The 11,880-nt window shown below is 73.0% G+C and carries 9 protein-coding genes and 2 pseudogenes; 5 read left to right on the forward strand and 6 right to left on the reverse strand.

Annotated elements, in window-relative coordinates; translation table 11 throughout:
• Window positions 1-48 precede the first annotated feature (48 nt).
• Together ACGFSH_RS32565 and ACGFSH_RS32570 are read left to right on the forward strand one after the other, a co-directional pair.
• Window positions 49-1,104, forward strand: a complete 1,056-nt coding sequence (locus ACGFSH_RS32565; protein ID WP_393354850.1) for a ferredoxin reductase — start codon at window positions 49-51, stop codon at window positions 1,102-1,104.
• 7 nt (window positions 1,105-1,111) lie between these two features.
• Complete coding sequence (locus ACGFSH_RS32570; RefSeq protein WP_393354852.1) at window positions 1,112-2,230, forward strand: fatty acid desaturase family protein; 1,119 nt, start codon at window positions 1,112-1,114, stop codon at window positions 2,228-2,230.
• A 123-nt stretch (window positions 2,231-2,353) separates the two neighbouring features.
• On the opposite strand, the gene ACGFSH_RS32575 is transcribed toward ACGFSH_RS32570, so the two are convergent.
• Entirely contained in the window at window positions 2,354-3,397 is a 1,044-nt protein-coding gene (locus ACGFSH_RS32575) for a terpene cyclase (RefSeq protein WP_393354854.1), read from the reverse strand.
• Between the two features lie 60 nt (window positions 3,398-3,457).
• The gene (locus ACGFSH_RS32580) at window positions 3,458-4,462 is read right to left on the reverse strand and encodes an SDR family NAD(P)-dependent oxidoreductase (protein ID WP_393354856.1); all 1,005 of its coding nucleotides are present in this window, start codon (window positions 4,460-4,462) and stop codon (window positions 3,458-3,460) included.
• A 399-nt stretch (window positions 4,463-4,861) separates the two neighbouring features.
• Between ACGFSH_RS32580 and ACGFSH_RS32585 the strand changes: the two genes are divergently transcribed.
• Window positions 4,862-5,749 carry a hypothetical protein gene (locus ACGFSH_RS32585; RefSeq protein WP_393354858.1) on the forward strand — a complete coding sequence of 296 codons (888 nt, stop codon included), beginning with the start codon at window positions 4,862-4,864 and terminating at the stop codon, window positions 5,747-5,749.
• 164 nt (window positions 5,750-5,913) lie between these two features.
• Here the strand turns inward: ACGFSH_RS32585 and ACGFSH_RS32590 are convergent, their stop codons facing one another.
• The 4 genes and pseudogenes from ACGFSH_RS32590 to snpA all read right to left on the reverse strand — a co-directional run bounded on the left by ACGFSH_RS32590 (window position 5,914) and on the right by snpA (window position 9,308).
• Window positions 5,914-6,531: a hypothetical protein gene (locus ACGFSH_RS32590; protein WP_393354860.1), complete on the reverse strand. Its 618-nt coding sequence runs from the start codon at window positions 6,529-6,531 to the stop codon at window positions 5,914-5,916.
• Window positions 6,532-6,876: 345 nt separating this feature from the next.
• A complete protein-coding gene (locus tag ACGFSH_RS32595) occupies window positions 6,877-7,845 on the reverse strand; it encodes a hypothetical protein (RefSeq protein WP_393354918.1) in 969 nt (322 codons plus the stop codon).
• A gap of 336 nt (window positions 7,846-8,181) precedes the next feature.
• Window positions 8,182-8,454 (reverse strand): annotated as a pseudogene (locus tag ACGFSH_RS32600) (helix-turn-helix domain-containing protein); the annotation flags it as partial.
• A 152-nt stretch (window positions 8,455-8,606) separates the two neighbouring features.
• Complete coding sequence (gene snpA, locus ACGFSH_RS32605) at window positions 8,607-9,308, reverse strand: snapalysin (protein WP_393354862.1); 702 nt, start codon at window positions 9,306-9,308, stop codon at window positions 8,607-8,609.
• Window positions 9,309-9,491: 183 nt separating this feature from the next.
• Between snpA and ACGFSH_RS32610 the strand changes: the two genes are divergently transcribed.
• Together ACGFSH_RS32610 and ACGFSH_RS32615 are read left to right on the forward strand one after the other, a co-directional pair.
• Window positions 9,492-10,466: a LysR family transcriptional regulator gene (locus tag ACGFSH_RS32610; RefSeq protein ID WP_393354864.1), complete on the forward strand. Its 975-nt coding sequence runs from the start codon at window positions 9,492-9,494 to the stop codon at window positions 10,464-10,466.
• 63 nt (window positions 10,467-10,529) lie between these two features.
• Window positions 10,530-11,810 (forward strand): annotated as a pseudogene (locus tag ACGFSH_RS32615) (beta-galactosidase); the annotation flags it as partial.
• Window positions 11,811-11,880 lie beyond the last annotated feature (70 nt).

Below are 11,880 nucleotides of genomic sequence, written 5' to 3' on the forward strand. Positions count from 1 at the left end.
CGTCCTGCGGTCAGGACTTTACGCCTTGAGGCGCAGCAAGCTGGAATCATGACGAGTACAGCCCTCCGCGGCAGGGCGTGGAAACTGCTGGAGATGGTCACGACGCCGCTCCTGCCGTCGGACTACCTCGACCTGGTCAGCCCGCTGCGCGCCGGCGCCGACCTGCGCGGCCGCATCGAGGCCGTGCACCCCGAGACGGCCGACGCCGCGACGGTCGTGATCCGGCCGGGGCGGGGCTGGCGCGGTCACACGGCGGGACAGTACGTGCGGATCGGCGTCGACGTCGACGGGGTGCGCCTGTGGCGCGCCTACTCCCTCACGTCGCCGACGGACCGGCGGGACGGACGCGTCACGGTCACCGTGAAGGCGATCCCGGACGGCAAGGTCAGCAACCACCTGGTCCGCAGGGCGAAGCCGGGGACGCTGATCCACCTCGACCAGGCGACCGGCGACTTCGTGCTGCCGCGGGCCAGGCCCGCCAAGGTGCTCTACCTGACGGCCGGCAGCGGCATCACGCCCGTGATGGGCATGCTGCGCGACAGCGGGCTCGACGACGTCGTCCTGGTCCACAGCGCGCCACGGCCGCAGGACGTGATCTTCCGCGCCGAACTGCACCGCATGGTCGCGGACGGGAAGCTGCGGCTCACCGAGGTGCACAGCGACACCGACGGCATGCTCGACGTCACCCGCCTCGAAGAACTCGTGCCCGACTGGGCCGAGCGCGAGACCTGGGCCTGCGGGCCCGCCGGCCTGCTCGACGCCGCCGAGAAGCACTGGGGCGAGCACGGCGTACCGGAGCGCCTGCACATCGAGCGGTTCCGCCCCGGCGTCGTCGTCACCGGCGACGGCGGCGAGGTCACCTTCAGCGTCACCGGCAGGACAGCCGACGCGGGCGGCGCCACGCCGCTGCTGGACGTCGGCGAGGAGGCCGGCGTGCTCATGCCCTCCGGGTGCCGCATGGGCATCTGCTTCGGCTGCCTCACGCCGCTCAAGGCGGGCGCCGTCCGCGACCTGCGCACCGGCGAGATCACCGAGGCCGAGCCGGGCGTCCTCATCCAGACCTGCGTGTCCGCCGCCGCGGGCCCCTGTGACATCGAACGGTAGGAGCATCTTGACCGCCATCGACCCCACCGCCCACCTGACCGCGGAGCAGATCGAGGAGCTCGGCCGCGAGCTGGACGCGATCCGCGACGAGGTGATCGCCGGCCGCGGAGAGAAGGACGCCGCCTACATCCGCAAGGTCATCTCGGCGCAGCGCAAGCTGGAGCTGGTGAGCAGGGGTGTGCTGCTGTTCTCGTTCTTCCCGCCCGCGTGGCTGATCGGCACCGCCGGTCTGTCCGTGGCGAAGATCATGGACAACATGGAGATCGGGCACAACATCCTGCACGGCCAGTGGGACTGGATGCGGGACCCCAAGATCCACTCCACCACGTGGGAGTGGGACCACGTCTCGCCGGCCGACCAGTGGAAGCACTCGCACAACGAGCTGCACCACACGTACACCAACGTGATCGGCAAGGACAACGACCTCGGCTACGGCATCATGCGCGTCGACGAGGACCAGAAGTGGCACCCGTTCCACCTCGGCCAGCCGCTGTGGAACTTCCTGAACGCCTGCTTCTTCGAGTACGGCATCGCGGCGTACGACCTGGAGCTGGGCAAGAACCTGGGCAAGCGCCGCCGCAAGAACCCGGAGTTCCGTGAGCGGGCCAGGGCCGTGGGCCGCAAGATCCGCAAGCAGGTGCTCAAGGACTACGTGATCCACCCGCTGCTGTCGGGCCCGTCGTTCCTCACCACGCTCGGCGCCACCTTCACCGCGAACCTGGTGCGCAACATCTGGTCGCACTCGGTGATCATGTGCGGGCACTTCCCCGAGGGCGTCCAGGTCTTCGAGCGCCGGTCGATCAAGGGCGAGACGCGCGGCCAGTGGTACCTGCGCCAGATGATGGGCTCGGCGAACATCAGCGGCAGCAAGGCCATGCACTTCATGACCGGCAACCTCTCGCACCAGATCGAGCACCACCTCTTCCCCGACCTGCCGAGCAACCGCTACGCCGAGGTCGCGGTGAAGGTGCGCGCACTGTTCGAGAAGTACGAGCTGGAGTACGTCACCGGGCCGCTGCCCAAGCAGGTCTTCTCCGCGTGGAGCAAGGTCTTCCGGCTCTCGCTGCCCAACAGGAAGTCCCAGGCCAGGACGCCGGAACGCGAGCCGGAGCTGCTCGCGGCCTGATCCCGGGCACGGAACCGACCCCCGGCCCGACCGGCGGCCCGGCTGTGGCTCCGACGGTTCGGTCGGCGTGAGCGGTCAGGTTTCACGGACGGCGGGCGGCGGGGACGACAGGGCGCGGTTCCGTCACCGGGCCGGGAACGATCTCGGCCCGGGACGCGGCGGCCGGGCCGCGCCGGTGTGCAGGACCCGGCCCAGGTGGCCGGGGCCCGAGGGCGGCACGACGCGGGGTGCGTCCCGGTAGCGGCGGGTTGCGGTCTGCCAGGCGTGGTAGCCGCTCATCCACGCGCGCATGACGTCGACATAGCCCGCGACGTCGGCCCGCTCCCGTTCGGCCAGGGCGAGCTGCGCGCAGACGGCGGGCACCCGGCCGGCCAGATCCTGGAAGCGCCGGACGCGCCGGTCCACCTCGTCGCGAGCCGCGGCGAGGGCCTGGCCGCGGGTGAGACGCCGGGCCCGTTCGAGGACGAGGACGAGGTTGTCCATGTCGCCGCGGGCCTCCTCCTTCTCCAGGGAGTACACGTCGTTGCACATCAGGGTGACGTCGATGGCGTCCCGGCGCATGATCCGCAGCTCGGGACTGTGGAAGGCGCAGGCGGGGACGGTGAGGCCGGCCGCGCGTTCCCCGAGCGAGAGGGGCAGGTCGGTGCCCGCGACGCCGCGCCGGACCTGGAGGTAGGCGTCGAGACCGGCCGGGGAGCCGCGGAGGCGACCGCGCGCCTCGTGGGCCTGCGCGGCGAAGTAGTACTCCCATTCGTGGGCGGTGCGGGCGGTCCAGGCCGCAGGGGCGCCGTCGGTGCTTCGGGCCCGGATGTCGGCGAACGCCGTCGTGCAGGGGTCGGCGCCGAGCGGCGGCGGGGCGCCGTGCGCGATGTCGATCAGCGTCTGGCAGACGCGGGCGGTCCGGGCCGGGTCGCGGCCGAGGGGACCGTCGAACTGGTCGTCGAAGACGAAGAAGAACCCCATCGCGTCCGCCAGCAGGTCCAGGGCCGGGCCCCGGGCGTGCGGGAAGCCCAGCGCGGCCAGGCGCGGCATGTCCCAGGAGGCGTACCAGGCCAGGGACCGGTCGTCACCGGTCAGCCCGGTGCGGCGCACCCAGGCCAGGTTGTGCCGGCGGGCGTCTTCGAGGCAGGGGCTGATCTGCGTGGCGGCGGGGAGAGCGAAGTCCATGTCCTGTGGCACGGGTCCTCCCGGAGCCGTAGCGGGCGGCGCGGGGCAGGTGTGCGCACGTCATTCGCGGGCGGCCGGGGACGTGAGGTCGAGGACAGGCGGCCCGGCCGCCCCGGCGCCCAGCCGGGCGAGGGAGTAGCTCATGGACTCGCTGACGCTCCCCGGGGTGCGGAACGCTCCGGTGTCGCAGATCCGCGGGAAGGCGTCCCGGACCAGTTCCGGTGTGGGGTCCCCCGTCCACACGACGCCTTCGGTGGCGCCCAGGAAGATCCGGGCGGTGCGCCGGCCGGCCGCGTGGAGGAGCAGACCGGTGCAGGGGGCGCTCTCGTGGGCGAGCAACGCCACCACGGGGGCGACGTGCCGGGCGGGGAACAGCTCGGTGAGCAGCGCGGTCGTGCGCTCGTCGTCGCGGACCGCCTCCAGGGACATGCGGGTCGCGGCGACGGGCACGACCGCGTTGACCTTGACGCCGTGTGCGGCGCCCTCCGCCGCCGCGGAGGTGGTCAGCCCCAGCACGGCGCCCTTGCCCGCGGCGTACGCGCTGAGCCCCGTGTCGCCGAACAGGGCGTCGGAGCACGTGTTGACGATCCGCCCGTACCCGGCGGCGGTCATGTGCGGCCATACGGCCCGCAGCATGTTGAGCGTGCCGCCCGCGTGGGTGTCCAGCACCCTCCGGCATTCGTCGTCGGTGAGCTTCTCCAGCGGGCGCAGGATCGAGATGCCCGCGTTGTTGACCAGGGCGTCCAGCCGTCCCCACCGCTCCAGCGCGGCGGCCACCAGGGCCCGGGCGCCGGTCGCGGTGGCGACGTCGTGCCCGTCCGCGAGCGCCTGCCCGCCCGCCGCCCGGATCTCCTCGACGACGGCCCGGGCGGGCGCGGGCGACGCCCCGCGTCCGTCGGTCGCGGTCCCCGCGTCGTTGACCAGGACCTGCGCGCCGCGCGCCGCGAGGAGCAGCGCGTACGCCCTGCCCAGTCCCCGGCCCCCACCGGTCACCACGACCACGCGGCCGTCGAACCGGATCTCGTCACGCCCCTCGTCACGACCCTCGTCACGGCCTTCGTCCACCCGGCACACCCACCCCTCCAGACGGCCTACCGGGACGGCGGCTCTCCCCCCGGCGTCCGCCCACCCTGCCCCGGCCGCCCACGTCGGGGCAGGGAGCGCGCGGACCGAGCGGACGCAACCGTGCGCACCCCACGTGCCGCCGTACGCCGCGTGCGCCTCCCCGCGCTCCGGCACACGCCGGAACTCGCTGCCGCGACTGGCGCGACTGGCGCGACTTCGCCGTAGTCGCCGACGCAGCTCTCCGGTAGCGTACCGACCAGACGGTACGACCGATGCGGTCGATGCGCCGTCCTGCGCTTCATCGCTCGATGAACCGACCGACGAACTGCTCGGTGAAGTGCTCAGTGAACTGCTCGCCGGAGAACGTCGTTTCATCCGCCACAGGACGGAGAGCCGCTGATGACGCACGGCACGAACCGCGACAGCCTCGCCCTCGCACGCGAGACCTGGAGAACCCTGGAGCCTTACCACGGCGCCGTCTACTTCTCGCCCGAAGCCGCCGCCCGGTACGCCGAGTTGGGCGTGGACCGCAGGACGGGTTACTTCGCGTCCCGTTCGGCCGCGCTCGGCGCCGCTTCGGCGGACCTGGTGATCGCCACGTTCTACAACTTCAATCCGCAACTGGTGCGCCGGGCCGTACCCGCGGCATGGGAGGCCGCCACGCCACAGCGGTTCGCCGCAGCCCGGCTGGCCGGGATCGATGCCACGCTCCGCCGTGTCCTCGGCCAGGAGATCGCCTCACCGGAGATGGTCCGCGCGGCGGAACTCGCCCGCGCCGCCGCCGAATCAGCTGTGGGTCACCCGCAGGGGCGCCCCCTCTTCGCCGCGCACGCCGCACTTCCGTGGCCGACGGCGCCGCACCTCGTGCTCTGGCACGCGCAGACCCTCCTGCGGGAGTTCCGTGGCGACGGTCACGTGGGGGCGCTGCTGACCGCCGGACTGAGCGGGATCGAGTCCCTCGTCACGCATGCCGCCGCGGGCGACGTCGACGCGGGGGTGCTGCGCGACTCGCGTGCATGGTCGCCGCAGCAGTGGGACGAGGCCGTGCGGCGCCTGCGTGAGGAGGGATGGCTCGACGACGGGCCGCACTTGGCGCTGTCCGAGGACGGTACGCGGCGCAGGGCGGAGATCGAGCACACCACGGACAGGCTGGCCGCCCTCCCCTACCTCACGCTCGGTCCTGCGGCCTGCGCCGAACTGTGCTCGCTGGCGCGGCCGTTCAGCCTTGCCGTGGCCAAGGAGGTCCTGCCCTGGGCTGTCGCCCGCCTGAGCGCGGGGAGTGCTTGAGGACGTCTCGCGATCCGGCTGGGCGAGCGCCGGGACACGGATCGTCTGCCGGATCCCCGGCCGACCGTACGCCCGCGCCGCCACCGACCGCCGCACCGTCCGAGGAAGGTGCGGCGGTCAGTGGTCCGTCCTGCCCGGACCGTCGTCTCCGGACAGCGGTCGGCTCAGCCCGCCCAGCGGGGGTCGAGCGCGATGGCCTGGAGGCGGTTGAGCGAGAGCGGGGGCTGCGGTCGCGTCACCGGGCCGCTCTCGGCGTAGGAGTTCACCTCCTGGACGATGACCCGGCGGCCGTCGGGGTGGAGGGTGTCGACCAGCCACACCACGGCGGAACCGCCCTTCTCCGAAGCCCGCTTGGCCCGCTTCACCTGCGTGCCGTCGGCCAGGGTCAGGGCCTGGCACTCGATGTACTGGCCGACGTCACAGCCCATCCGCCCTTCGAGGACGTCGCCCATGTCCTCCTGGGCGTTCACCCCGATCAGGCTCTTGCCGCGGCCGTCGTCCCAGACCAGCGCGCCGTAGCCTTCCTGGCTCTGCTGGTCGGAGATCTTCGCGCCCTTGGGCAGCAGGGACTTCAGCACCCGGATCATCTGCCGGCCCGACAGCGAGGCGTCCGAGTCCGAGAACGCGGTGGACGGGGACGAGACGCGGGCTTCGGCGCCGACGGAATTCGGTGCGGCGGCCGAGGCCTGCGCCGCCGCGCCCAGTCCGAGGGCCAGGACGAGACCGGCGGCGACGGCCACGCGGCGGCCCGGACGACGGCGAGCGGGAGTGCTGCTGTTCATGTGGTGACTTCCTTGTCTGAAGACGAACCTGGGTGAACCCTGCGTCGCGGGACGGAGCGTGGTGCGAGGCGCCGGACACGGCCCCATGGCGGAGGTGTCCCGGTGAACGGACGCAGAGGTCGCTCCGCCCTGCCGGCCCGGCGATCGTGCCGACCGGCCCGGTGCGACGTCCACAGACTCCAGGACCGCGGCGGCCCCGGGCCACAGTTGCCGCCGAGGCCGGGACGAAGGGATCGTCCCACCCCTGTTGACCTGGGGAAACGGTTGTCCCTGGGACGCCGTTCCGGGACGCGTGGACCGCGGGCGCCGCATCTCCCGGCCGTCGGACGCGGCCCACGTCAGGCGTCAGCCGTCCGTCCCCGCGTCGCCGTCGGCCGTGGGCATGGGGACCCAGCCGCCGGGCCTGCGATACGTGTAGTGAGGCAGGCCCTCGACGGTGGTGGTGCGAAACGGGCGACCGTGGTCGTCGATGCGCACCGTGCCGCTGCGGCCCTGCGAGGACCAGTCGAGTTCGAGGTACCAGTCGCAGGTGCACGACTCGGCGTCCGCGACCACCAGCAGAACTTCCGGCTGGCGCAAGGAGACGCGGTAGGGGAAGTCGACCGCGAAGCTCGGGGAGTCCGGGCGGCCCGCGGGCATGGCACGGGGCAGGGGGCTGTGCGCGTCGAGGTCCACGGAGAAGTAGCGGGGCTGAAGGGTGGCGCCGCAGCCGTCGGCCATGGAATAGGCGGCGGCTCCGGGCCGGCCGGAGGGGACGGTCCGCTCGACCACACGCACACGCAGCGCCTCCAGGGCGACCGCGTCGGAGCCGCGTCCCTGCACCGTGATCCGCACATTGGTGTCACGCCCGTGCACGGCGCCCTGGGAGGCGGCCCACGCCCCGGCGTCCGCGGGGTGCGGCGGTGGCGGAACCCGCTGCGGCGGCTTGGCGATCACGTAGTCGTGGTCGCACGCGAGCTCCCCCCAGATGTGGGAGTCGGCGGTCCAGGTGAGCGGGGGCGACAGCGCGGTCGTGCCGGCGCTCCTCCCCTTCCCCTGCCCGCCGTCGGCGCCGTGGGTGACCGGCGCGGAGGGTTCCGGCGCGGTGAGGCGGGCGGACGGCGACGGCGGGACCGGATCGGCGGTCGCTCGGCCTTCCGGCCCGCTGCCGCCGCTCTCCTCCCCCCGGTCGCCGCCGCTCCGCGTGACCGGTGCCGAGGTCTCCGGCAGGGCGACGCGGGCGGAAGCCGACGGCTCGGCGCCGTCGGACGCGGGGGCGGCGGCGGACGCCGTGAGGGAGCCGAGGGCGACGGCGAGGGACAACGCCAGTGCCATGGCTCGCCCGGGCCGTCGCCGACGGCGTCCGGGGCGCGGACCCGGATCGCCCGGCGAGGCCGCCTCCGGGCGCGCAATGGACAGCAAGGATGGCTCCGGGCACGGAATGGACAGCGAGGACGTCTCCGGGCGTGAGGTGGACGGCTGCCTCGCCGTGGGCACGGGGCTTCCACCCGGTTCGCGTGCCTCGTCCGCCGGACCGCTCCGACTCGAGGATGCCATCGCCGCCGCGGAGCAGGGGTCGCCTCCGGACGCCGGTACCCTCCGGGCGCCGGACGGTCGTGAACGCTGCCGTGCCGCGGTCGCCAGGATCCACCGGCGGTGCAGCTCGGCGCGTTCGCCGGGGGTGGCCCGGCAGAGGGCGGCGAACCGGCCGATCCCCGTGAAGTCCGGGGGGACCGCCTCCCCGGTGCAGTAGCGGTGCAGTGTCGAGGCGGTGATGCCGAGACTGCGGGCCAGCACCGCGTAGCTGCGGTCCGCACGCTTCTTCAGACGCGTCAGCAGGAGCGCGAACTCCGCTACGTCGTCCTGGTGTTCATCCATGGATTCCGTACTCACATCCGTCCATCGGCCGCTGCGGCCCCGTCTGCTTCGGGCATGCCATGGCATGGCACGGCGGCACGGCGTCCGGGGCGCTCCCTCTACCTGCACGTAGATACGGGTCGGGCGGTTCCTGACCTCGGGACGCGCCGGAGCGGGCCGTGCCGTCGGTGGCACGGCCCGCTCCGGCGCGGGACGGGAGTCCTCGGGTGCTCAGCCCGTCAGCGGACCTTGTTCAGCTTGTCGAGGGCCTTGGCGAGCCCGTTGGCCCACAGCTGGTTCACGCGCGCCCGCTCGGTCGAGTTGGGGTAGCGGTTCGTGCAGGACGTTCCGGGGCCGCCGCCGGACATCAGCTCGCTGCAGGGACCGCTGTAGTGGTCGGGCAGTCCCAGCACGTGGCCGGTCTCGTGTGCCGCGACGCGGACGGAGTCGTACTGCCGGTTCTGGGCGTAGTCGAGGAAGATGTAGCCACGGCCGTGCCCGTTGGTCGAAGCGTACGATCCGCGGGAGTCGTTGCCCTCGTAGTAGGAGAAGTCCGCGCTGCCCGTGGTGGACTGGAGCTTCACGTTGCTCACCGAGCTGTTCCAGACCGAGGCGGCGCTCGATATCTGGGAGCGGAAGGACGGGGCCTGGGAGGCGTTGTAGTACACGGTCACCGACCGCAGGCCGGGGTCGGCCGCCTGCTTCTTCGCGACCGAGGCGAGCACGGCCTCGAAGAACGCCTTGTTCTCGGCCGCCTCCCGCGCCGAACCGGTGTAGCCGGCACCGACGGCGGCGGAGGAGGAGACGGTGGCGGCGGGGGCGGCGGTCCGGGCGCTCGCCGGAACCGCGCTGCCGAGCGCCGCGAACGTCACGCCCAGGCCGATGGCCAGCAGCCTTCTGGACGTCTTCGCGGTCGTCGGGGACGCAGGGGTGGACGTCATGTGGGGGGCTCCTACTCGTTCGTGTGGGGTGGTGAACGGTGGGTCGACCCGAGTGTGGGACAGTGACGCGTCCCGGCGGATGATGGCAACAGGCGATAGCCCACGGCTATCGGGCAACTCGTGTTGTTTCATTCGCGTTTGAACATCTGGCGCGCTATCAGGCCAAGCCTTTACGCTCCGCGCATGGAGCTCGAGGTGAGGCACCTCCGTGTGCTGTGCGCCATCGCCGACACCGGCAGCCTGCACAAGGCTGCTCGTGAACTGGGCATGAGCCAGCCCTCGTTGAGCACACAGCTGCGCCGCATCGAGCAACTGCTGGACTGCCGGCTCTTCATCCGCGACGGCACCGGCAGCCGCCCCACGCCCCTGGGCCACGTCGTGGTGAGCCGTGCCCGCCCGCTCGTCGCCGAACTCGCCGCGATCGTGACCCAGACCCGCGCCGCGGCCGCCCGCGCGGCCTGCGGTCCACGGCTGCGCATCGGCGCCACCGCCAGCCGGGCGGTCCCCGGCTGGCTCAGACGGCTGCGCGCCCGCATGCCCTCGGTCGAACCCAGCCTTCAGATGGCCGCGTCCGCGAACGCCCTGCTCCGCCAGGTGGCCGAAGGCAGACTCGACCTGGCGTTCGTGCACGAGGTCGAGGGCAGCCCGCTGTCCGTGCCCAGCGGGTTGTGCGTGCGGATCCTCATGCAGCGCGAGCCGCAGTTCGTGACCATGGCCGCCGACCACCCCGCGGCCGCGCGGCGCGAGGTGCGGCTCGCGGATCTCGCGCACGACCGCTGGATGGTGGACGCCACCGTCGACGGCGAATGGGACGGGGTGTACCGGGTGCTGCGTGCCGCCGGCATCGAGCCGGACGTGCTGCACGGCGACTACCTGACCGCCTACTTCCAGGCCGCCATCGGCGAGGTGGTCACCGTCAGCCAGCCGACGGCGCTGCCGCCCCGGTCCGACCTCGTCATCCGGCCCCTGCACGGTGACCCGATCGGGGTGCGGCTGCTCCTGGCGGCCCGGACGGCCGATGAACTCGACACCGGGTTCCCGTCGTTGGAGTGGGCCTACTGGGAGGCGGCCCGGCAGGCGCCCGTCTACCAGGAGTGGCTGACGCGCAGAGCCGCCGGCCGTCCCGCCCACGCCCTGCGTACCGTGGGCGCCCGCTGAGGAACCCGCGTGGAGCCTGGGCGCCGGGCACACCGGTCGCGCCGGGCACACCGAACACGTCTCGGCCTCGCGCTCCCCGACCCCACCCCCGACGCCCACGAGCAGAAGTGGAAGACCACCGGGGTGTGGTCGATGTACCAGACCGCGGACTGGATGTTCTCCTCCCGGCAGGAGCCCTTCCTCGTCACCGAGACCAACGCCCAGAGCATCGGCTTCCCGTGGGACAACCGGCCCGGCTACGACGGCCAGTGGCGTCAGGCCGCCTGGGCGCACGTGGCGCGCGGCGCGCGGATGGTCGAGTACTGGCAGTGGCAGACCCTGCGTTTCGGCGCGGAGACGTACTGGGGCGGTGTCCTCCCGCACAGCGGGCGGCCGGGCCGTACGTACGCCGAAGTGGCGCGGCTGGGCGTGGAGTTCGAGAAGGCGGGCGCTTTGGTCGCCGGTCTCGAACCGGACGCCGACATCACGATGGTGTACTCGACGCCGAGCAAGTGGCTGATGCAGAAGTACCCGCCGCTCGCGACCCCCGACGGCGAACCGGACGCCGCCGCCTACCACCGCCTCTTCGACCCCTTCTACCGCGGCGCCTTCGACGCGCGCCGCCAGGTGCGGATCGTCCATGCGCGGCAGCTCGGGGACCTGCCCCCTGAGGAGGCGGTACGGCGCCACCCCGTCCTCATCGCGCCGGCCCTGTACGTCGTCGACGACGTCACCCTCGACCGGCTGGCGGCCTACGCCCACGCGGGCGGCCATCTCGTCCTCGGACCCCGCACCGGTTACGCCGACCACGAGGCCCGGGCCCGGCTCACCCCGGCCCCCGGCCGGCTCGCCGAGGCCGCGGGGGTCGCGTACGACGAGTTCAGCAACCTCCACCAGGAGGTCCCCGTGCACGGCGTGCCCGGCGGCCCGCTGCGGCTTGCGGCCACCGCCGCCGCGACGCACTGGATCGAGTGTCTGGACGTCACCGACGCCGAGGTGCTCGCCGGGTACGACCACCCGCACTTCGGCCGCTGGCCGGCCGTCACCACGCGCCGGCACGGCGCGGGCCGGGTCACCACCGTAGGCACGGCACCGGGCCGCGACCTGGCCCGGGCGCTCGCCGAGTGGCTGGCGCCCGCCGCGTCCCACGGCTGGCAGGACCTTCCCGAGCCGGTCACCGCGGCGACCGGCGCCTCACCCGACGGCCGTCGGGTCCACATCGTCCACAACTGGAGCTGGGAGGCCGCACGCGTGCGCGTGCCGGCCGATCTCGCCGACGTTCTGGACGGCACGTCCGTTCCCGCCGGTTCACCGCTGGACCTCGGCCCCTGGGACGTCCGTGTGCTGATCACCGCAACACCGTGATTTCCCCGAAGGAGGGGCAGTGAAGAGAAGTACCACAGCGAAGGCGCTGGGCAGTTCCCTCGCGGCAGCG

The organism is Streptomyces sp. NPDC048481, assembly GCF_043200075.1.
In the GTDB taxonomy this organism is placed as follows: Bacteria; Actinomycetota; Actinomycetes; order Streptomycetales; family Streptomycetaceae; genus Streptomyces.